The sequence below is a fragment of the Serratia marcescens subsp. marcescens ATCC 13880 genome (assembly GCF_017299535.1).
In the GTDB taxonomy this organism is placed as follows: Bacteria; Pseudomonadota; Gammaproteobacteria; order Enterobacterales; family Enterobacteriaceae; genus Serratia; species Serratia marcescens.
In genome coordinates, this window is record NZ_CP071238.1 from 271,247 (window position 1) to 293,438 (window position 22,192).

Below are 22,192 nucleotides of genomic sequence, written 5' to 3' on the forward strand. Positions count from 1 at the left end.
GACGGCAGCGTCCCCTTGATCGTTCGGTAGGCTTATTTTCTTAAACGCACGCTTTCAACGGCATGGTTGGCGCTTTTGGTCATAATCAGGCTCGCGCGTTCGCGCGTAGGCAGTATGTTCTGCTGCAAATTCAATCCATTGATTTCATTCCATAATTGCGTGGCGATATTAATCGCCTCCGGTTCCGGCAATTTTGAATAATTATGGAAATAAGAATCGGGATTGGAAAATGCGCCCTGACGGAATTTCAGAAAACGATTGATATACCAGCTTTGCAATAGCGTCTCCGGCGCATCGACATATATAGAGAAGTCGACAAAGTCGGAAACGAATACGCGATGCGGATCGTGAGGATAATCCATACCGCTTTGCAATACGTTAAGCCCTTCCAGGATCAGAATATCCGGTTGCTCGATGACTTTATTACCTTCGGGCACGACGTCATAGATCAAATGGGAATAAACCGGGGCGGTGACGCGTTTGGCGCCGGATTTCACTTCCGACACGAATTTCACCAGGCTATGCATATCGTAAGACTGCGGGAAGCCTTTTTTCTTCATCAGGCCGCGTTCGTTCAGCACCTTATTAGGGTGCAAGAAGCCGTCGGTTGTGATCAACTCAACGCTGCGGTGTTCTGGCCAACGGCTCAACAACGCCTGCAACAGACGTGCGGTTGTGCTCTTACCTACGGCTACGCTGCCGGCGATGCCGATGACATAGGGAATCTTTTGCCCGTCGGTGCCGAGGAATTGCTCGAGCACCGCCTGTCGGCGCAGGTTGGAACTGATATAGAAGTTCAACAGTCGTGACAGCGGCAGATAAATCTGCGCAACTTCTTCCAACGAGAGATCTTCGTTAATCCCTTTCAGTTTAACGATCTCTTCTTCCGACAACGTCAGCGGCACCGAATCTCGCAACGCAGCCCATTGGGTACGATCGAACTGTAGGTAAGGCGTTGCTAAAGATTGATCTCTTTTTATCATAAGCCAAATTCTGCCTGTTAACGCAGGTTGGGAAAGGCGCCGGACGCCAACTCCAGAGAATAAACAAGCTGCATATTATAGACAGCTTCGTTTTTGGCGTAGACTTTTTTCGCAAAAGTTGTCGATAGGCAGCAGTTTATGTCAATTGTGCGAAGCGGCGCGCAGTTGATAAAGCGGGGTTGCAAGGCGGTATCATCAGAGCCGGATACCGCCTGAAGACTAACTGGCGATAGCGCGCGAAGGTTGATTTACGGTGAACAGACGTTTGTAATAAATGACGGTCGGATGGTAATGCCCATCGGGGCCCGCTGCATAATCCGGCAGCTCGCCCAAACAGCGATAACCCAAGCTGCGATAAAGCGCTTCTGCCGCCGAACCGGCCTGCGTATCCAGATACAATAGCCCGCGTTGCTGCTGCAGTGCCGCGTACTCCAGCGTTTTCATCAGAGCCTGACCTACGCCGTTGCGGCGAGCGCGGCTATGCACCAACAGCTTCACCACCTCCGCACGATTACGGCCGTTCGGCTTCTGGCAAAGCTCGAGTTGCACGGTGCCAACGACGCCGCGATCGTCACGGGCAATCCACAGCAGCAGTTCACCTTTGGCCAAGGCCGGTCGCAGACTGTGGAAGTAGCTCTCGGCGTCTTCGTGGGGAATTAAGGTGTCGTAACCGACAGAAGCGCCGTGCGTGACGGCATCGGTCAACAGGCGGGCCAACTCATCGCGGTAAATCGGCAACGTAGCGGCGTTGATAGGCACTATTTTCATCGGTCATTCCTCCTGGGATGGGGGTAATGAAGAGAAGCAATAACTGAGCCACAGCGGCGAAAGGCATGGCGACGGCAAAAGGGCGAGGGATCAGTGTAGCCCACGCCGCAGTCCGGGGCAGGGATCCCCTTTTTGGTGCATCGATCCCGCTCACAGTTTACCATCGCGGGTTAAGTGTTTTGAGAAGCCCGACACGGAGAAAGCGGCGCTCAAGGCTTGCAAAAAGTGGATAAAATTGTAGAGAATGATTGCCGCGAGTGATGAATGTTTGCACGCCGCAGGCTGCAAATTGCATGACAGTATGCAAAATTGACTGATTTATGAGCGAAAGTGCGCGTAAAGCAATTTTTTTGTTGCATAGGTCGCCCGCTCTACCTAGAATGCGCTGCACTTGATGCCGGCTTAGCTCAGTAGGTAGAGCAACTGACTTGTAATCAGTAGGTCACCAGTTCGATTCCGGTAGCCGGCACCATTCAAGTCACAAGTAGTTAAAATCTGGTGGGGTTCCCGAGCGGCCAAAGGGAGCAGACTGTAAATCTGCCGTCACAGACTTCGAAGGTTCGAATCCTTCCCCCACCACCAAATCTTGCCTTCGGCGATTAACTGAGATGCGATGAATACCGCAACGGTTGATGGCGGGAGGAGAGGGCGAAAGCCTTCGGCAAGGTTCGAGCTGTGCAGCGCAAGGCGCAGCCGGCCCGAAGGATGCGAGCCGAGTGATGAACAATCCTGCTCCATCCCAAAATTCTACAGAAAAATCAGGTAGCCGAGTTCCAGGATGCGGGCATCGTATAATGGCTATTACCTCAGCCTTCCAAGCTGATGATGTGGGTTCGATTCCCACTGCCCGCTCCAAGATGTGCTGATATAGCTCAGTTGGTAGAGCGCACCCTTGGTAAGGGTGAGGTCGGCAGTTCGAATCTGCCTATCAGCACCACTTCTTAATTTCTCGCCCCCTGATTTTCTTTCTGTTCTGGATTCAACGAGCAAATGCTTGGTTGATGTGGTGATACCACCGATTTATCCGTGTCTTAGAGGGACAATCGATGTCTAAAGAAAAGTTTGAACGTACAAAACCGCACGTTAACGTCGGTACTATCGGCCACGTTGACCACGGTAAAACTACCCTGACTGCAGCGATCACTACCGTACTGGCTAAAACCTACGGCGGTTCTGCACGTGCTTTCGACCAGATCGATAACGCGCCAGAAGAAAAAGCTCGTGGTATCACCATCAACACCTCTCACGTTGAGTATGACACCCCGACTCGTCACTACGCGCACGTTGACTGCCCAGGGCACGCCGACTACGTGAAAAACATGATCACCGGTGCTGCTCAGATGGACGGCGCGATCCTGGTAGTAGCTGCGACTGACGGCCCAATGCCTCAGACTCGTGAGCACATCCTGCTGGGTCGTCAGGTTGGCGTTCCTTTCATCATCGTATTCATGAACAAATGCGACATGGTTGATGATGAAGAGCTGTTGGAACTGGTAGAAATGGAAGTTCGCGAACTGCTGTCCGCTTACGACTTCCCTGGCGACGACCTGCCGGTAATCCGCGGTTCCGCGCTGAAAGCGCTGGAAGGCGAAGCTGAGTGGGAAGCGAAAATCATCGAACTGGCCGAAGCCCTGGACAGCTACATCCCAGAGCCAGAGCGTGCTATCGACAAGCCGTTCCTGCTGCCAATCGAAGACGTATTCTCCATCTCCGGTCGTGGTACCGTTGTTACCGGTCGTGTTGAGCGCGGCATCATCAAAGTTGGCGAAGAAGTTGAAATCGTTGGTATCAAAGACACCGTTAAGTCTACCTGTACTGGCGTTGAAATGTTCCGCAAACTGCTGGACGAAGGCCGTGCTGGTGAGAACGTAGGTGTTCTGCTGCGTGGTATCAAACGTGAAGAAATCGAACGTGGTCAGGTACTGGCTAAGCCAGGCTCCATCAAGCCGCACACCCAGTTCGAATCTGAAGTGTACATCCTGAGCAAAGATGAAGGTGGTCGTCACACGCCATTCTTCAAAGGCTACCGTCCACAGTTCTACTTCCGTACCACTGACGTGACCGGTACCATCGAACTGCCAGAAGGCGTAGAGATGGTAATGCCAGGCGACAACGTGAACATGGTTGTAACCCTGATTCACCCAATCGCGATGGACGACGGTCTGCGTTTCGCAATCCGTGAAGGCGGCCGTACTGTAGGCGCTGGTGTTGTTGCCAAAGTTATCGCTTAATCGCTGATAAAGTTTGACGCGACACGCGGTAAAAGGGCATCATTTGATGCCCTTTTTCTACGCTGTGAACTAGAACCTATCTCATCAGCGATTTTGCAGTCATAATCATTGGTGAGATGGGCTCTTAAACCGTATTGACTGAAATACGTCATGGCGTAAAACACCGGGATATCGCTAATGCGCTATCCGATCGGTTTGGTTTGCCTCGCAATGCGAGGCAAAGTTGTTTGTTATGAATCATCATTGTGACAGGTTGGTTTATGAGTGCGAATACCGAGGCTCAAGGGAGCGGACGCGGCCTGGAAGCGGCAAAGTGGCTGATCGTCGCCGTTCTGTTGGTTGTGGCTATTGTCGGTAACTATTACTACCGTGATTTAAGCCTGCCATTGCGCGCGCTGGCAGTTGTGCTGATCATCGCCGTTGCAGGTGCAGTGGCTCTGATGACCACCAAAGGCAAAGCCACCGTTGCGTTTGCCCGTGAAGCGCGTACCGAAGTACGTAAAGTGATTTGGCCAACTCGTCAGGAAACGCTGCACACCACGTTGATCGTTGCCGCGGTAACCTCCGTGATGTCACTGATTCTGTGGGGGCTGGATGGTATTCTGGTCCGTCTGGTGTCGTTTATTACTGGCCTGAGGTTCTAAAATGTCTGAAGCTCCAAAAAAACGTTGGTACGTCGTTCAGGCGTTTTCCGGTTTTGAAGGTCGCGTAGCACAATCGCTGCGTGAACACATCAAACTGCACGATATGGAAGAGCTGTTCGGCGAAGTGATGGTGCCTACGGAAGAAGTGGTTGAAATCCGTGGCGGCCAGCGTCGCAAGAGCGAGCGTAAGTTCTTCCCTGGCTATGTGCTGGTGCAGATGGTGATGAATGACGCCAGCTGGCACCTGGTGCGCAGCGTACCGCGCGTCATGGGGTTCATCGGCGGTACGTCTGACCGTCCAGCGCCGATCAGCGATAAAGAAGTTGATGCGATCATGAACCGTCTGCAGCAGGTCGGTGACAAGCCGCGTCCGAAAACGCTGTTCGAGCCGGGCGAGCTGGTGCGCGTCAACGACGGCCCGTTTGCCGATTTCAATGGCGTGGTCGAAGAAGTCGATTACGAGAAGAGCCGCCTGAAAGTTTCCGTTTCCATCTTCGGTCGTGCAACGCCGGTGGAACTGGACTTCAGCCAGGTTGAAAAAGGCTGATCGAATAATCAGCAGTAAGCGGCCTGTTGCCGCTTGTCAAAGGCGTGAAATTGAACTACAATTTCGCGCCTTTTGTTTTTAGATGCCTTGCCTGATGTTTGTCCGGCGAGGTTAAACACGGGGAGCCTCTCACGAGGCGATACTACCCAAACCGAGGAAATTTAAATGGCTAAGAAAGTACAAGCCTACGTCAAGCTGCAAGTTGCAGCTGGTATGGCTAACCCGAGCCCACCAGTGGGTCCAGCTCTGGGTCAGCAGGGCGTTAACATCATGGAATTCTGTAAGGCGTTCAATGCTAAGACTGACAGCATTGAAAAAGGTCTGCCGATTCCGGTTGTTATCACCGTTTATTCTGATCGCTCCTTCACTTTCGTTACCAAAACCCCGCCAGCAGCAGTTCTGCTGAAAAAAGCGGCTGGTATCAAGTCTGGTTCCGGTAAGCCGAACAAAGACAAAGTAGGTAAAGTGACCCGTGCTCAGGTACGTGAAATCGCAGAAACCAAAGCTGCGGACATGACTGGTTCTGACGTTGAAGCGATGACTCGCTCCATCGAAGGTACCGCTCGTTCCATGGGCCTGGTAGTGGAGGATTAAGAGATGGCTAAGCTGACCAAGCGCATGCGCGTGATCCGTGACAAAGTTGATGCTACTAAACAGTATGACATCACTGAAGCTGTTGCTCTGCTGAAAGAGCTGGCCACCGCTAAATTCGTAGAAAGCGTTGACGTTGCCGTTAACCTCGGCATCGACGCTCGTAAATCTGACCAAAACGTTCGTGGCGCTACCGTTCTGCCACACGGCACCGGTCGTTCCGTTCGCGTTGCCGTATTTACCCAAGGCGCTAACGCTGAAGCTGCGAAAGCTGCAGGCGCAGAGCTGGTAGGTATGGACGATCTGGCTGAGCAGATCAAGAAAGGCGAAATGAACTTCGACGTTGTTATTGCTTCCCCGGATGCAATGCGCGTTGTTGGTCAACTGGGCCAGATCCTGGGTCCACGCGGCCTGATGCCAAACCCGAAAGTGGGTACCGTTACCCCGAACGTTGCTGAAGCTGTGAAAAACGCTAAAGCAGGTCAGGTTCGCTACCGTAACGACAAAAACGGCATCATCCATACCACCATCGGTAAGGTTGATTTCGACGCAGACAAACTGAAAGAAAACCTGGAAGCCCTGCTGGTTGCGCTGAAAAAAGCAAAACCTTCTCAGGCGAAAGGCATGTACATCAAGAAAGTTAGCCTCTCCACCACCATGGGTGCTGGCGTTGCTATCGATCAGAGCGGTCTGTCTGCCGCAGCGAACTAATCGCACTTGCGATTATCGCTTTGACTTGGGGCCGAGATTTGTCTAGAATCTTATGCCCCAAGGTTTTGCTATTGGCTATGCCGTAGGCAAAACAAAGATTTTTCGGTTGGAGCCTGGCCTATCCAGGCCTCCGTCCAAGACCGCAGGTGTATCGCAAGATACTTAATCCTTCCTGCGTAGACGGTGACAGAGCCTAAGAAAATTTTTCTTTTTTATAAAAGAATGTCTTTGCTGGATTCTGCTCACCGTGTTAAGCCGCTCGGCGTGGCGTTTTACAAAGCGCCGAGTGAAGTGAGTTCCGGGGGATTTTCCCCGGCTAATCCAGGAGCAAAAAGCTAATGGCATTAAATCTTCAAGACAAACAAGCGATTGTTGCTGAAGTCAGCGAAGTAGCCAAAGGCGCGCTGTCTGCGGTTGTTGCGGATTCCCGCGGCGTTACCGTAGATAAAATGACTGAACTGCGTAAAGCAGGTCGTGAAGCTGGCGTTTACATGCGTGTTGTTCGCAACACCCTGATGCGTCGCGTAGTTGAAGGCACTCCATTCGAATGCCTGAAAGACACGTTTGTCGGTCCAACCTTGATTGCATTCTCTCACGAACACCCGGGCGCTGCTGCTCGTCTGTTCAAAGAGTTCGCGAAAGCGAATGCAAAATTCGAGGTTAAAGCTGCGGCCTTTGAAGGTGAGCTGATCCCAGCGGCGCAAATCGACCGCCTGGCGACGCTGCCAACTTACGAAGAAGCGATCGCACGCCTGATGGCAACCATGAAAGAAGCCGCTGCCGGCAAACTGGTTCGCACTCTGGCTGCAGTACGCGATCAGAAAGAAGCGGCGTAAGCCACTCTTTCTTAGCCTTTGCTAACGTATTTAAACTATTTCTGAATTTTAGGAACAATTGTTATGTCTATCACTAAAGACCAAATCCTGGAAGCAGTTGCCGCTATGTCCGTAATGGACGTTGTTGAACTGGTTTCCGCTATGGAAGAAAAATTCGGCGTTTCTGCTGCTGCTGCTGTAGCTGTTGCTGCTGGCCCAGCTGAAGCTGCTGAAGAGAAAACTGAATTCGACGTTATCCTGAAAGCTGCAGGCGCTAACAAAGTTGCTGTTATCAAAGCAGTACGTGGCGCTACCGGCCTGGGTCTGAAAGAAGCTAAAGACCTGGTTGAATCTGCTCCAGCCGCTCTGAAAGAAGGCGTGAGCAAAGATGACGCAGAAGCTCTGAAAAAATCTCTGGAAGAAGCTGGCGCAGAAGTTGAAGTTAAATAAGCCAACCTTTCCGGTTGCAGCCTAGTCTTTTAGGCTGATGGCTGGTGACTTTTTAGTCACCAGCCTTTTTGCGCTGTAGGGCGCCAGTAGCGTTTCACACTGTTTGGCTGCTGGTTTCGCCTCCCAATGTTTGTTTCTATTGACGACTTAATATACCGCGGTCTTTGCACTACCAGGAGTTCTGGGGGAAGGCGCGATGAAATGGTTTAAGCGTGATAGCAAGAGACATTGCGGAAAGTGTTCCCGCTTTCCGGTCGACAAAACGGTGTTGCATGAACTGTCCCTAATCGGACGGACAGATTGGGTCACTGATCAGCGAGCTGAGGAACCCTATGGTTTACTCCTATACCGAGAAAAAACGTATTCGTAAGGATTTTGGTAAACGTCCACAAGTGCTGGACATACCATATCTCCTTTCTATCCAGCTTGACTCGTTCCAGAAGTTTATCGAGCAAGATCCAGAAGGGCAGTACGGCCTTGAAGCCGCATTCCGTTCTGTTTTCCCTATCCAGAGCTACAGTGGCAATTCGGAGCTGCAATACGTTAGCTACCGTCTTGGTGAGCCGGTCTTCGACGTCAAAGAGTGCCAGATCCGTGGTGTGACGTTCTCTGCACCGCTGCGCGTAAAACTGCGCCTGGTTATCTATGAGCGCGAAGCGCCTGAAGGTACGGTCAAAGACATCAAGGAACAAGAAGTCTACATGGGCGAAATTCCGCTCATGACCGAAAACGGCACCTTTGTGATCAACGGTACTGAGAGGGTTATCGTATCTCAGTTGCACCGTAGTCCTGGCGTATTCTTCGACAGCGATAAGGGTAAAACCCACTCCTCGGGTAAAGTGCTGTACAACGCACGCATCATCCCTTACCGCGGTTCATGGTTGGACTTCGAGTTCGATCCGAAAGACAACCTGTTCGTGCGTATTGACCGTCGCCGCAAATTGCCTGCGACCATCATTCTGCGCGCGCTGAACTACACCACTGAACAGATCCTCGACCTGTTCTTTGACAAGATCGTCTTCGAAATCCGCGACAACAAGCTGCAGATGGAGCTGGTGCCAGAGCGCCTGCGTGGTGAGACCGCTTCGTTCGATATCGAAGCCAACGGCAAGATCTACGTAGAGAAAGGCCGTCGCATCACCGCTCGTCATATCCGTCAGCTGGAAAAAGACGACATTCAGAGCATTGAAGTACCGGTAGAGTACATCGCGGGCAAAGTGGTCGCGAAAGACTATATCGATACCAATACCGGCGAACTGATCTGCGCAGCCAACATGGAGCTGTCGCTGGATCTGCTGGCCAAGCTGAGCCAGTCCGGCCACAAGCGCATCGAAACGCTGTTCACCAACGATCTGGACCACGGCGCGTACATCTCTGAAACGCTGCGTGTCGATCCGACCAACGATCGTCTGAGCTCGCTGGTAGAAATCTACCGCATGATGCGTCCTGGTGAGCCGCCAACGCGCGAAGCTGCTGAAAGCCTGTTCGAGAACCTGTTCTTCTCCGAAGACCGCTACGATCTGTCCGCGGTTGGCCGTATGAAGTTCAACCGTTCTCTGCTGCGCGACGAGATCGAAGGTTCGGGCATCCTGAGCAAAGACGACATCATCGAAGTGATGAAGAAGCTCATCGATATCCGTAACGGCAAGGGCGAAGTGGACGATATCGACCACTTGGGCAACCGCCGTATCCGCTCCGTTGGCGAAATGGCCGAGAACCAGTTCCGCGTAGGTCTGGTGCGTGTTGAGCGTGCGGTGAAAGAGCGTCTGTCTCTGGGCGATCTGGATACCCTGATGCCTCAGGACATGATCAACGCCAAGCCGATTTCGGCGGCGGTGAAAGAGTTCTTCGGCTCCAGCCAGCTGTCCCAGTTCATGGACCAGAACAACCCGCTGTCCGAGATCACGCACAAGCGTCGTATCTCCGCACTGGGCCCGGGCGGTCTGACCCGTGAGCGCGCCGGCTTTGAAGTTCGAGACGTACACCCGACCCACTACGGCCGCGTGTGCCCAATCGAAACGCCGGAAGGTCCAAACATCGGTCTGATCAACTCCCTGTCCGTGTACGCACAGACTAACGAGTATGGCTTCCTGGAAACCCCGTACCGCCGCGTGCGTGACGGTGTGGTGACCGATGAAATCAACTACCTGTCTGCTATTGAAGAAGGCAACTTCGTTATCGCCCAGGCTAACTCCAACCTGGATGAAGAAGGCCGCTTCGTAGAAGACCTGGTCACCTGTCGTAGCAAAGGCGAATCAAGCCTGTTCAGCCGCGACCAGGTTGACTACATGGACGTATCCACCCAGCAGGTCGTTTCCGTTGGTGCTTCACTGATTCCATTCCTGGAACACGATGACGCCAACCGTGCATTGATGGGTGCGAACATGCAACGTCAGGCCGTACCAACCCTGCGCGCTGACAAGCCGCTGGTCGGTACCGGTATGGAACGCGCTGTAGCGGTTGACTCCGGCGTAACCGCCGTTGCCAAACGCGGCGGTGTGATCCAGTACGTGGATGCTTCCCGTATCGTTATCAAAGTTAACGAAGACGAGATGTACCCGGGCGAAGCAGGTATCGATATTTACAACCTGACCAAGTACACCCGTTCTAACCAGAACACCTGCATCAACCAGATGCCGTGTGTGAATCTGGGTGAGCCAATCGAGCGCGGCGACGTGCTGGCGGATGGCCCATCGACAGATCTGGGCGAACTGGCGCTGGGCCAGAACATGCGCGTAGCGTTCATGCCTTGGAACGGCTACAACTTCGAAGACTCCATCTTGGTCTCCGAGCGCGTGGTGCAGGAAGATCGCTTCACCACCATCCACATTCAGGAACTGGCGTGCGTGTCTCGCGACACCAAGCTGGGGCCTGAAGAGATCACCGCCGACATCCCTAACGTGGGTGAAGCGGCGCTCTCCAAGCTGGATGAATCCGGTATCGTGTATATCGGTGCTGAAGTGACCGGCGGCGACATTCTGGTCGGTAAGGTAACGCCTAAAGGCGAAACCCAGCTGACGCCGGAAGAGAAACTGCTGCGTGCGATCTTCGGTGAGAAAGCGTCTGACGTTAAAGACTCTTCTCTGCGTGTGCCGAACGGCGTTTCCGGTACGGTTATCGACGTGCAGGTCTTCACCCGCGATGGCGTGGAAAAAGACAAGCGCGCGTTGGAAATCGAAGAGATGCAGCTGAAGCAGGCGAAGAAAGACCTGACTGAAGAACTGCAGATCCTGGAAGCCGGCCTGTTTGCGCGTATCCACGCGGTGCTGGTTGCCGGTGGCATCGAAGCCGACAAGCTGAGCAAGCTGCCGCGCGATCGCTGGCTGGAACTGGGCCTGACCGACGAAGAGAAGCAAAACCAGCTGGAGCAGCTGGCTGAGCAGTACGACGAACTGAAATCCGACTTCGAGAAGAAGCTGGAAGCCAAGCGTCGTAAGATCACTCAGGGCGACGATCTGGCGCCGGGCGTACTGAAAATCGTCAAGGTTTATCTGGCCGTTAAACGTCAGATCCAACCGGGTGACAAGATGGCGGGCCGCCACGGTAACAAGGGTGTTATCTCCAAGATCAACCCGATCGAAGATATGCCTTACGATGAAAACGGCACGCCGGTAGACATCGTACTGAACCCGCTGGGCGTACCATCACGTATGAACATCGGTCAGATCCTGGAAACCCACCTGGGTATGGCTGCGAAAGGCATCGGTGAGAAGATCAACCAGATGCTGAAGCAGCAGCAGGAAGTGGCCAAGCTGCGTGAGTTCATCCAGAAGGCCTACGATCTGGGCGACGACGTTTGCCAGAAAGTTGACCTGAACACCTTCAGCGACGACGAAGTGCTGCGTCTGGCAGAGAACCTGAAAAAAGGTATGCCGATCGCAACGCCGGTGTTTGACGGTGCGAAAGAGACTGAAATCAAGAAGCTGCTGGAAATGGGCGGTATCCCGACCTCCGGTCAGATCACGCTGTTCGATGGCCGTACCGGTGAGCAATTCGAGCGCCAGGTTACTGTCGGCTATATGTACATGCTGAAACTGAACCACTTGGTTGACGATAAAATGCACGCCCGTTCAACCGGTTCTTACAGCTTGGTTACTCAGCAGCCTCTGGGTGGTAAAGCGCAGTTCGGTGGTCAACGCTTCGGTGAGATGGAAGTGTGGGCACTGGAAGCATACGGCGCGGCTTATACCCTGCAGGAAATGCTCACCGTTAAGTCGGATGACGTTAACGGCCGTACCAAGATGTACAAAAACATCGTGGATGGCGATCACCGGATGGAGCCAGGCATGCCGGAGTCCTTCAACGTACTGTTGAAAGAAATCCGCTCGCTCGGCATCAACATCGAACTGGAAGACGAGTAATCGTCATTCCGGCTCAGGCTCCCCGCCTAAGGGAGCCTGAGGGTGGTTGTTCAGGTCACACGGGTACCTACTGCGGTTGTGGGTGCCCAACAGGTTTAACTCCGACAGGAGCCAATCCGTGAAAGACTTATTGAAGTTTCTGAAAGCGCAAACTAAGACCGAAGAGTTTGATGCGATCAAGATTGCTCTGGCCTCGCCAGACATGATCCGTTCGTGGTCGTTCGGTGAAGTTAAGAAGCCGGAAACCATTAACTACCGTACGTTCAAACCAGAGCGTGACGGCCTTTTCTGCGCCCGTATCTTCGGGCCGGTAAAAGATTACGAGTGCCTGTGCGGTAAGTACAAGCGCTTGAAACACCGCGGCGTGATCTGTGAGAAGTGCGGCGTTGAAGTGACCCAGACCAAAGTGCGTCGTGAGCGCATGGGCCACATCGAACTGGCTTCCCCGACTGCGCACATCTGGTTCCTGAAATCGCTGCCATCCCGCATCGGTTTGCTGCTGGATATGCCGCTGCGTGACATCGAACGCGTACTGTACTTCGAATCCTATGTGGTGGTCGAAGGCGGTATGACCAACCTCGAGCGTCGTCAGATCCTGACCGAAGAGCAGTATCTGGACGCGCTGGAAGAGTTCGGTGACGAATTCGACGCCAAGATGGGTGCGGAAGCTATTCAGGCCCTGTTGAAAAACATGGATCTGGAAGCCGAGTGCGAGCAGCTGCGTGAAGAGCTGAACGAAACCAACTCCGAAACCAAGCGCAAGAAGCTGACCAAGCGTATCAAGCTGCTGGAAGCGTTCGTACAGTCCGGCAACAAGCCGGAGTGGATGATCCTGACCGTGCTGCCGGTACTGCCGCCGGATCTGCGTCCACTGGTTCCGCTGGATGGCGGCCGTTTCGCGACGTCGGATCTGAACGATCTGTATCGCCGCGTGATCAACCGTAACAACCGTCTGAAACGCCTGCTGGATCTGGCTGCGCCGGACATCATCGTGCGCAACGAAAAGCGTATGCTGCAAGAAGCGGTAGACGCCCTGCTGGATAACGGCCGTCGCGGTCGTGCGATCACCGGTTCCAACAAACGTCCTCTGAAATCTTTGGCCGACATGATCAAAGGTAAGCAGGGTCGTTTCCGTCAGAACCTGCTCGGTAAACGCGTTGACTACTCCGGCCGTTCCGTAATCACCGTAGGTCCATACCTGCGTCTGCATCAGTGCGGTCTGCCTAAAAAGATGGCGCTGGAGCTGTTCAAACCGTTCATCTACGGCAAGTTGGAGCTGCGTGGCCTGGCCACCACCATCAAAGCCGCCAAGAAAATGGTTGAGCGTGAAGAAGCCGTCGTTTGGGATATCCTGGACGAAGTGATCCGCGAACACCCGGTACTGCTGAACCGTGCACCAACCCTGCACCGTTTGGGTATCCAGGCGTTTGAACCGGTTCTGATCGAAGGTAAAGCGATCCAGCTGCACCCGCTGGTTTGTGCGGCATACAACGCCGACTTCGATGGTGACCAGATGGCCGTTCACGTGCCGCTGACGCTGGAAGCCCAGCTGGAAGCGCGTGCGCTGATGATGTCCACCAACAACATCCTGTCCCCAGCGAACGGCGAGCCAATCATCGTTCCTTCTCAGGACGTTGTACTGGGTCTGTACTACATGACCCGCGACTGTGTTAACGCCAAGGGCGAAGGCATGGTGCTGAACGGTTCCAAAGAAGCTGAGCGCGTTTACCGCGCCGGCCTGGCGTCTCTGCATGCGCGCGTTAAAGTGCGTATCACCGAAGACGTCAAAAACGCCGAAGGCGAGTGGACCTCTCAGACCAGCATCATCGACACCACCATCGGCCGCGCCATCCTGTGGATGATCGTACCGAAAGGTCTGCCGTACGCGATCGTTAACCAGCCTTTGGGCAAGAAAGCGATCTCCAAGATGCTGAACACCTGTTACCGCATCCTGGGCCTGAAGCCGACCGTTATCTTTGCTGACCAGATCATGTACACCGGTTTTGCTTACGCAGCCCGTTCCGGCGCTTCCGTAGGCATCGACGACATGGTTATCCCGGCCAAGAAAGCGGAGATCATCGAAGAAGCGGAAACCGAAGTTGCCGAGATCCAGGAGCAGTTCCAGTCTGGTCTGGTTACCGCCGGCGAACGCTACAACAAAGTGATCGATATCTGGGCTGCAGCGAACGAACGCGTTGCTAAAGCGATGATGGAAAACCTGTCGGTAGAAGACGTGGTTAACCGTGACGGCGAAGTGGAACAGCAAGTTTCCTTCAACAGCATCTTCATGATGGCCGACTCCGGTGCGCGTGGTTCCGCCGCTCAGATTCGTCAGCTGGCCGGTATGCGTGGTCTGATGGCGAAGCCGGACGGCTCCATCATCGAAACGCCAATCACCGCGAACTTCCGTGAAGGTCTGAACGTACTCCAGTACTTCATCTCCACCCACGGTGCTCGTAAAGGTCTGGCGGATACCGCACTGAAAACCGCGAACTCCGGTTATCTGACCCGTCGTCTGGTTGACGTGGCGCAGGATCTGGTGGTGACCGAAGACGACTGTGGCACCCACGACGGCATCCTGATGACTCCGGTTATCGAAGGTGGCGACGTGAAAGAGCCGCTGCGTGAACGCGTTCTGGGCCGTGTGACGGCAGAAGACGTCCTCAAGCCGGGTACGGCGGACATTCTGGTGCCACGCAACACCCTGCTGAACGAGAAGGCGTGTGACCTGTTGGAAGAGAACTCTGTCGACAGCGTTAAAGTCCGTTCCGTGGTGAGCTGTGAAACCGACTTTGGTGTGTGTGCAAACTGCTATGGTCGCGACCTGGCACGTGGCCACATCATCAACAAAGGCGAAGCTATCGGCGTTATCGCGGCACAGTCCATCGGTGAGCCGGGTACACAGCTGACGATGCGTACGTTCCACATCGGTGGTGCGGCATCTCGTGCGGCTGCTGAATCCAGCATTCAGGTGAAAAACAAGGGTAGCATCAAGCTGAGCAACGCGAAGTTCGTTATGAACGCCGCAGGCAAGCTGGTGATCACCTCGCGTAACACCGAACTGAAACTGATCGACGAATTCGGCCGTACCAAAGAAAGCTACAAGGTGCCTTACGGCGCCGTGATGGGCAAAGGCGACGGTGAAGAAGTTAATGGCGGCGAAACCGTCGCTAACTGGGATCCGCACACCATGCCGGTCATCAGTGAAGTCAGCGGCTTCATTCGCTTCGCGGACATGGTTGACGGCCAGACGATTACTCGTCAGACCGACGAACTGACCGGTTTGTCTTCTCTGGTTGTTCTGGACAGCGCAGAGCGTACCGGTAGCGGTAAAGACCTGCGTCCGGCACTGAAAATCGTTGACGCTCAGGGCGAAGACGTATTGATCCCAGGTACTGATATGCCTGCTCAATACTTCCTGCCGGGCAAAGCGATCGTTCAGCTGGAAGATGGCATTCAGATCGGTGCGGGTGATACCCTGGCGCGTATTCCTCAGGAATCCGGCGGTACCAAGGATATTACCGGTGGTCTGCCGCGCGTTGCCGACCTGTTCGAAGCGCGTCGTCCGAAAGAGCCGGCAATCCTGGCTGAAATCAGCGGGATTATCTCGTTCGGTAAAGAGACCAAAGGCAAACGTCGCCTGGTGATCTCTCCGCTGGACGGCAGCGACGCTTACGAAGAGATGATTCCGAAATGGCGTCAGCTCAACGTGTTCGAAGGCGAAGTGGTGGAACGTGGTGACGTCGTTTCCGACGGCCCAGAGTCTCCGCACGACATTCTGCGTCTGCGTGGCGTGCATGCGGTTACCCGCTACATCACCAACGAAGTGCAGGAAGTTTACCGTCTGCAAGGCGTTAAGATTAACGATAAGCACATCGAAGTTATCGTTCGTCAGATGCTGCGTAAAGGCACCATCGTTAGCGCTGGTGGCTCCGAGTTCCTGGAAGGCGAGCAGGCTGAAGTGTCTCGCGTCAAGATTGCCAACCGTCAGCTGGAAGCTGAAGGTAAAATCGCGGCAACCTTCTCGCGCGATCTGCTGGGTATCACCAAGGCTTCCTTGGCGACCGAGTCCTTCATCTCCGCCGCATCGTTCCAGGAAACGACGCGCGTTCTGACCGAAGCTGCCGTAGCCGGCAAGCGTGATGAACTGCGTGGCCTGAAAGAGAACGTCATCGTGGGCCGTCTGATCCCAGCCGGTACCGGTTACGCTTATCATCAGGATCGCATGCGTCGCCGTGCTCAGGGTGAAGCGCCGGTTGTTCCGCAAGTCAGCGCGGAAGAAGCGACGGCTAACCTGGCCGAGCTGCTCAATGCAGGCCTGGGCGGCAGCGACGACGAGTAATCGTCATCCGCGCCGCGGGCCCGGCATGCCGGGCCCATCGCCAGATAAACCGCTCCCTCGGGGGCGGTTTTTTTTCGCCTCATGCCGGGGCCGAGCAAACTTTGCTACTATGGTTACAGCAGAAATTGACCGGCGTTTTTTACCAGACAACCAAGGACAGTGCGAACATGGACAGCCTCATTACCTTCGAAAAATTGACGGCGCGACACCTGCCTTACCTGTATGAGATCCGCTTTTCCGTTGAAGAAAACCTGCTGTACCCGCATCAGATCCAGTATCTGCAGCGCAGGCAGGCGCTGGAGGACATCAACCAGGGCGGCGGCTGGATCTGCAAGCATGGCGACGACTATGCCGGCGTTGGCTTCGGGTTATTCATCCCTGAGCCGCTGATCGGCGGCCTGTTCGTGAAGCCGGAATACCAGTCGAAGGGGATCGGCTCCGCCTTGTTGGCGCGGGTCACCGCCTGGATGTTTGAGCGCGGCGCCGAAGCGATCCACTTAACCACCGATCCCGGCTCCAAAGCCGAAGGCTTTTATCAACATCACGGCTGGGCCGTGGTCGGGCAGGATGAGTTCGGCCAGGCCGAACTGGTAAAACGTAAAGAGGGTGAATAATGACAATCAAAGGATTGATGACGTTACTGCTGCTTTCGCTGTTCAGCACGCCGCTGTATGCGGCCGTTGACTATTTTTACCTGAAACCGCTCGATGGCGAGAAGATCAAGATAACCCGGCAGATGCTGGAGGCGATGCCGCAGCACACGATTAAAACCTCGACCAATTTCACCCCGGAAGATATGTTCACCGGCGTTGAGTTTGCGGAGTTAGTGAAAGCCTATCACCTGAAAGGCCAGTCGGTGCGCGCTTTCGCCTGGGATGATTACTCTTATTCGATGCCGATTGACGAGATGATTAAATACCGTGTGATCGTCGCCTACCAGCGCGGCGGCAAGCCGATCGACGTTGGTGAGCTGGGGCCGTTCGCCATTATTTATCCGCGCGATGGCTATGCTGAGCTGAATAACCTGGATGTGAATGCGAAAACCGTCTGGCAAGTTAAAAGGTTGGAGCTGAAATAAGATGAGCAAAAAACTGATCGGTACTCTTATCGCGTTGGTTGCCATCTTCTCCTTATTGATTTTGTTGATTGCCATTAACTTCGGCGGCGTAAAAGAGCGCTATAAGCAGATCGAGCCCAACCTGGACAACTACTCGGTGGCCGAGATCCTGTTTCTGGCGTTTGAAAGGACCAAAACCGCGCTGTTGCTCAGTGAAAACAACGATTACGACGCCTTCCAGATCAAAAAGAAAATCTTCTACTCGAAGATTCAGATCCTGGAGAGCCGTTCGACCTTCAGCGACTCTTTTTATTACGACGACGAGTTCATCAAAAATGTTGCGCTGCTGAAGCAGCAGTATCGCACGTTGGACGATCTTTCTGCCGGCTTGCTGGTGGGGCAGAAAAACAAGACGGACATTCTCTCTTATATGGATGATATCGAGGGCACGCTGGTCGATATCCAGGAAATTATTTATCGGATACAGATTAAAAACTTTACCGAAGTGAAAGGCATCATCCAGGATAACTCGAGTAAAGCCGAGATGTTCGCCCTCTTTTCGCTGATTTTGGTGTTCCTGATGATGTTCCTGGTGCTGAGAAATGCCTTCTCGTTGAAAGAGATCATCAAGAACAAGAACATCTTTATCTCTTCCATCTACCACGAAATCGCCGGCTCGACCCAGGCCATCGTCATTGCCGCGGATATCATGGAACACGAGCTAGCGCAGGAAGAGTTGAAAAAAGAAGCCCGCCTGATCTCCTATCACGGCAACAAGATCGCCGAACAAACGCGCGAGGTGATGGATTATTCTCGGCTTGAGATGGGAGAAGTTAAAATCAATATTTCCACCTTCCGGCTGAATGAGGTGGTGGAGGATGCCGTAACCGGCATCGGCGCCGGGCGAGGCAATCGGCTCGTGATCCACCGTTCGTCTTATGCCGGCCTGATTGGTTCTGATAAATACAAGCTCTACCGAATATTGGCCAACCTGCTCAGCAACGCGGACAAATTTACCCACCACGGCGCGATCCTCCTCAATGTGAAGGTGTGTCACGGCAATCTGTATTTGCGGGTAAAAGACACCGGCATCGGGTTTAACGTCGATAATCTGGATCGGTTATATAAGGCGTTCAATCAGGGGCTGGAAAGGGAAACGCGGCAGGGGTTGGGGCTGGGGCTGACCATTATCAAAAATTACGTCACGACGATGAAAGGCGCCATCAAGGTCAAATCCGTCGAAGGGGTTGGCTCATCGTTTTTGATCCGCATCCCGATCAAACTAATTAAAGAATAGGTTCGACAGCAACAGCGAGGAGATAATCAGCGGCTTGGTCGGTTTTTCCACCAAGTGCACGTCATAGTGCAGGATCATATCGCCGATGTTTTTCTCGTAGTGATTCAGCTGGCCGGTCAGAATGATGATGCGGGCGTGCGGATCGAGGGCGTCTTTAATTTTCTTCACGACGCGTTCGGAAGTCTCGCCGAAGTCCAACAGCCAGTCCAAAATAAACGCCTCAAAGGACTGCTGCTCCAGCGCGGCCAGCATGGCGTCCGCCGTCTGAAAGGTCTCCGTTTCGATGCCGTAGCGGCTGGCGATCTTCTTCAACAGTTCGAGAATATCACTGTCATTGTCCAGGATCGCGATACGCGGGGCCGGCAGAAAGTCTATCTTGTTGACTTTGTACAGCGGGGCATCGGCGGCATGTTCCCGGTTGGTGTTGATGATGAAAAGATCGTCCTTTTTGTAGGCGTAAGTTTCGCCGTTGTCCGCTTGCGTGACCGGGCGCTCGTCGACCTCAATGTTGCAGCGCTTGTGAATGCTGTTCATGATAAACACGCCGTTATGTGTCCGTTGGCCGGCAAACGGCTCGTTGAAATACTGGAAAACCTTTTTGACTTCATCGAGGGTGATGCCCCTTTTGCCATCCAGCTTCTGTTTGGCGCTGTTGTACTGAAGGTTCAGTATGTTGGCCATCGTGGAGGCATGTTTTCTGTCGCCAACTCCTTTCAGAGTGAGCAACGCGCTGATTGCATCGATGTAATTTGGCGTTTTCTTCATGACAACCTTGGCTTTTTTGATGTTAACCGCGAGCGTTGAAAAACCTGTTTGAGGACCCGTGCTGGATTATAGATGAAGCCTCGGGTATTGCGGTGATATCAGTTTGATTTTCCTTGGCAAACTCAAAACACACTCGATACTGAATAAAAAAACACTCAAAAGACATTCACATTTCGCCGTTTATGTGGTTAATTAGCGCACATACTGTGTGATTCGCGTCCTGGGGGGGTGCCAGTCTCACAAAATAAACCGCCTGCTCTTGTCCGTAAGCAGGGAGCAGGCGGCAAAAAGATCCGCGGCCAGCACCAGGGCCATTGGCAGCGCCGGGGATTATCCTTCAAGCTTCTCTTGTCGCGCATCTTCTTTGCAGTGCCTTCTTTTTCCACGCTCTCCACTTTCTGTTGTAACCGTCGCCCTTTGAATCTCACTCTGAGTTATTGCAGAACGCAGTTGCTCCTGTCAGCCGAGTCGCCAAAACGGCCTGTCCGCATGCCCCGCCGGCGCAAATCCAAGGAGGAACCGGAGTCGCGCAGAGAGTCTCTGCGCGATCCGGGATGGGATAAGGCGGGGCTATCGAGAGGGAGACGGCCCCGGCCGACGCCGGATTTGGCGGTCGGCAAGGTCACTATAAGCGGGGGGCTTGTCGACGCCAGCATCGGCGTTCAGCATTGCGCGGCCGCTCCAGCGTTTTCTTCACGCGGCGGCAAACGTTGCCGCTTATTGCGCACCGCGTCCCAGATAACCGTCCCAGTCTTTCCACACCGGCTGCAGCCCGGCGTTGCTGATGGCCTCGGCGACCTGCTGCGGCGTGCGGCCGTCGTGCGGTTCGAACTGTTCCAGCTCCGGCGGCACGTCATCGGCATAGCCGCCGGGCTGCGTCTTGGAGCCGGCGCTGACGCTGTTGATCGCCACCGGGATCATATGATCGCGGAAGTACGGCGACTCACGCGTAGACAGTGACAGCTCAACGTCCGGCGCGAACAGCCGGAAGGCGCAGATCAGCTGCACCAGTTGAGGCTCGCTCATGATCGACGCCGGTTCAATGCCGCCGGCGCAGGGGCGCAGACGCGGGAACGAGATCGAGTAGCGGCTCTGCCAGTAAGTTTGCTGCAGGTAGAACAGATGTTCCGCCAGCAGGTAACAGTCGGTGCGCCAGCTGTTGGAGAGGCCGATCAACGCGCCGAGGCCGATCTTGTCGATCCCGGCGCGCCCCAGGCGATCCGGTGTGGCCAGGCGCCAATGGAAATCCTGCTTCTGGCCGCGCAGGTGATGCTGCAGATAGGTGGCCGGATGGTAGGTTTCCTGGTACACCAGCACGCCGTCCAGGCCCAGCGTTTTCAGCTCGGCGTACTCGTCCTGCGCCAGCGGCTGCACTTCCATCATCAGCGAGCTGAAGTGGCTGCGGATCGCCGGAATGTGCCGGCGGAAATAGTCCATGCCGACCTTGGTCTGATGCTCGCCGGTGACCAGCAACAGGTGTTCGAACCCCAGCGCCTTGATGGCTTCGCACTCGCGTGCGATCTCCGCCGCATCCAGCGTTTTGCGCTTGATGCGGTTGCTCATCGAAAAGCCGCAGTAGGTGCAGTCGTTGGCGCACAGGTTAGAGAGGTACAGCGGCACATAGAAGCTAACGACGTTGCCGAACCGCTGACGGGTCAGCTGCTGCGCGCGCTGCGCCAGCGGTTCCAGATACGGCGCGGCGGCGGGGGAGATCAGCGCCATAAAGTCGTCGCGCGTCAGCTTGTCGGCGTTCAACGCGCGTTCCACGTCGCGCGCGGTTTTGCCGTTGATGCGCAGCGTAATATCGTCCCAATCCAGCTGTTGCCAGCGGCTACTGAAATCGTCGCCCATCACTGCGCCTCCTCTGGCAGGCTGAGGAAGGCGGTCAGCGGGCTGGAGGCGACCGCCCCGCGCTGGCTGGCGCCCAGTCCGGCGCTGCGCGCCAGTTCGCCGGCCTCCAGCGCCTGACGAAACGCCCGCGCCATTTGCACCGGGTCGCGCGCCACGGCGATGGCGGTATTCACCAACACCGCGTCGGCGCCCAGCTCCATCGCTTCCAGCGCGTGGCTCGGCGCGCCGATGCCGGCGTCGACCACCACCGGCACTTTGGCCTGTTCGATGATGATCTCGAGGAAGTCGCGGGTGCGCAGACCGCGGTTGGAGCCGATAGGGGCGCCGAGCGGCATCACCGCCGCGCAGCCCGCTTCTTCCAGCCGTTTACACAGCACCGGATCGGCGCCGCAATAGGGCAGCACGACAAAACCGTCTTTCACCAGCGTTTCCGCCGCCTTCAGCGTTTCTATCGGATCAGGCAGCAGGTATTTCACATCGGGATGGATCTCCAGCTTTACCCAGCGGGTGCCGAGCGCTTCACGCGCCAGCCGGGCGGCGAACACCGCTTCGGCGGCGGTTTTGGCGCCGGAGGTGTTGGGCAACAGCCTGACGCCCAACTGCTGCAGCGGCGCCAAAATGGCGTCGTTGCCGCCGCGCAGATCGACGCGCTTCATGGCCATGGTCACCAGCTGTGAACCGGAGGCCGCCAGCGCCTCCAGCATCAATGCCGGGGTGGCGAACTTGCCGGTGCCGGTGAACAGGCGCGAGGTAAAAGTGGTATCGGCGATTTTCAGCAT

At 54.8% G+C, this 22,192-nt stretch carries 17 protein-coding genes, 4 tRNA genes and 1 other RNA gene; 17 read left to right on the forward strand and 5 right to left on the reverse strand.

From position 1 onward, the window contains the following. Positions 1–32 precede the first annotated feature (32 nt). Both coaA and J0F90_RS01245 read right to left on the reverse strand, forming a co-directional pair. Entirely contained in the window at positions 33–983 is a 951-nt protein-coding gene (coaA, locus tag J0F90_RS01240; RefSeq protein ID WP_025304936.1) for a type I pantothenate kinase, read from the reverse strand. A gap of 219 nt (positions 984–1,202) precedes the next feature. After that, positions 1,203–1,751: a GNAT family N-acetyltransferase gene (locus J0F90_RS01245; RefSeq protein ID WP_004929422.1), complete on the reverse strand. Its 549-nt coding sequence runs from the start codon at positions 1,749–1,751 to the stop codon at positions 1,203–1,205. Positions 1,752–2,147: 396 nt separating this feature from the next. Between J0F90_RS01245 and J0F90_RS01250 the strand changes: the two genes are divergently transcribed. The 17 genes from J0F90_RS01250 (at position 2,148) to J0F90_RS01330 (ending at position 18,797) form a co-directional block, all read left to right on the forward strand. Next, positions 2,148–2,223, forward strand: a tRNA-Thr gene (locus tag J0F90_RS01250). Positions 2,224–2,248: 25 nt separating this feature from the next. Further along, positions 2,249–2,333 (forward strand) — tRNA-Tyr (locus J0F90_RS01255). A 46-nt stretch (positions 2,334–2,379) separates the two neighbouring features. Then, positions 2,380–2,495: non-coding RNA, RtT sRNA (locus J0F90_RS01260), on the forward strand. 36 nt (positions 2,496–2,531) lie between these two features. Then, positions 2,532–2,606, forward strand: a tRNA-Gly gene (locus J0F90_RS01265). A 6-nt stretch (positions 2,607–2,612) separates the two neighbouring features. Further along, positions 2,613–2,688 (forward strand) — tRNA-Thr (locus tag J0F90_RS01270). Between the two features lie 109 nt (positions 2,689–2,797). Next, on the forward strand, positions 2,798–3,982 hold the full coding sequence (tuf, locus tag J0F90_RS01275) for an elongation factor Tu (protein ID WP_015376315.1): 1,185 nt from the start codon (positions 2,798–2,800) through the stop codon (positions 3,980–3,982). 260 nt (positions 3,983–4,242) lie between these two features. Then, positions 4,243–4,626: a preprotein translocase subunit SecE gene (gene secE / locus J0F90_RS01280; RefSeq protein WP_033638969.1), complete on the forward strand. Its 384-nt coding sequence runs from the start codon at positions 4,243–4,245 to the stop codon at positions 4,624–4,626. Between the two features lies 1 nt (position 4,627). After that, positions 4,628–5,173: a transcription termination/antitermination protein NusG gene (nusG, locus tag J0F90_RS01285; protein ID WP_004929914.1), complete on the forward strand. Its 546-nt coding sequence runs from the start codon at positions 4,628–4,630 to the stop codon at positions 5,171–5,173. 165 nt (positions 5,174–5,338) lie between these two features. Beyond that, on the forward strand, positions 5,339–5,767 hold the full coding sequence (rplK, locus tag J0F90_RS01290) for a 50S ribosomal protein L11 (protein WP_004929911.1): 429 nt from the start codon (positions 5,339–5,341) through the stop codon (positions 5,765–5,767). Positions 5,768–5,770: 3 nt separating this feature from the next. After that, positions 5,771–6,475, forward strand: a complete 705-nt coding sequence (gene rplA / locus J0F90_RS01295) for a 50S ribosomal protein L1 (protein WP_004929908.1) — start codon at positions 5,771–5,773, stop codon at positions 6,473–6,475. A 338-nt stretch (positions 6,476–6,813) separates the two neighbouring features. Continuing rightward, positions 6,814–7,311, forward strand: a complete 498-nt coding sequence (gene rplJ, locus J0F90_RS01300; protein ID WP_004929905.1) for a 50S ribosomal protein L10 — start codon at positions 6,814–6,816, stop codon at positions 7,309–7,311. A 63-nt stretch (positions 7,312–7,374) separates the two neighbouring features. Further along, positions 7,375–7,740 (forward strand): 50S ribosomal protein L7/L12, encoded by a 366-nt coding sequence (rplL, locus tag J0F90_RS01305; RefSeq protein ID WP_004929903.1) that lies wholly within the window; start codon positions 7,375–7,377, stop codon positions 7,738–7,740. A 332-nt stretch (positions 7,741–8,072) separates the two neighbouring features. Then, on the forward strand, positions 8,073–12,101 hold the full coding sequence (gene rpoB, locus J0F90_RS01310; protein ID WP_004929900.1) for a DNA-directed RNA polymerase subunit beta: 4,029 nt from the start codon (positions 8,073–8,075) through the stop codon (positions 12,099–12,101). A gap of 118 nt (positions 12,102–12,219) precedes the next feature. Next, positions 12,220–16,443: a DNA-directed RNA polymerase subunit beta' gene (gene rpoC, locus J0F90_RS01315; RefSeq protein ID WP_004929899.1), complete on the forward strand. Its 4,224-nt coding sequence runs from the start codon at positions 12,220–12,222 to the stop codon at positions 16,441–16,443. Between the two features lie 167 nt (positions 16,444–16,610). Next, positions 16,611–17,057, forward strand: coding sequence for a GNAT family N-acetyltransferase (locus J0F90_RS01320; protein ID WP_033638968.1), 447 nt, complete (start codon positions 16,611–16,613; stop codon positions 17,055–17,057). Then, the gene (locus tag J0F90_RS01325; protein ID WP_033638966.1) at positions 17,057–17,521 is read left to right on the forward strand and encodes a putative pterin-binding protein; all 465 of its coding nucleotides are present in this window, start codon (positions 17,057–17,059) and stop codon (positions 17,519–17,521) included. Before J0F90_RS01320 ends, J0F90_RS01325 begins: the two co-directional genes overlap by 1 nt. Position 17,522: 1 nt before the next feature. After that, a complete protein-coding gene (locus J0F90_RS01330; RefSeq protein WP_033638965.1) occupies positions 17,523–18,797 on the forward strand; it encodes a sensor histidine kinase in 1,275 nt (424 codons plus the stop codon). Here the strand turns inward: J0F90_RS01330 and J0F90_RS01335 are convergent. From J0F90_RS01335 to J0F90_RS01345, 3 genes are all read right to left on the reverse strand, one after another. Continuing rightward, positions 18,783–19,478 carry a helix-turn-helix domain-containing protein gene (locus J0F90_RS01335; RefSeq protein ID WP_048796953.1) on the reverse strand — a complete coding sequence of 232 codons (696 nt, stop codon included), beginning with the start codon at positions 19,476–19,478 and terminating at the stop codon, positions 18,783–18,785. The genes J0F90_RS01330 and J0F90_RS01335 overlap by 15 nt on opposite strands. Positions 19,479–20,279: 801 nt before the next feature. Then, positions 20,280–21,413 (reverse strand): 2-iminoacetate synthase ThiH, encoded by a 1,134-nt coding sequence (gene thiH, locus J0F90_RS01340; protein WP_016929425.1) that lies wholly within the window; start codon positions 21,411–21,413, stop codon positions 20,280–20,282. Further along, positions 21,413–22,192: a thiazole synthase gene (locus tag J0F90_RS01345; RefSeq protein ID WP_033638960.1), complete on the reverse strand. Its 780-nt coding sequence runs from the start codon at positions 22,190–22,192 to the stop codon at positions 21,413–21,415. The genes thiH and J0F90_RS01345 overlap by 1 nt, the downstream gene beginning before the upstream one ends.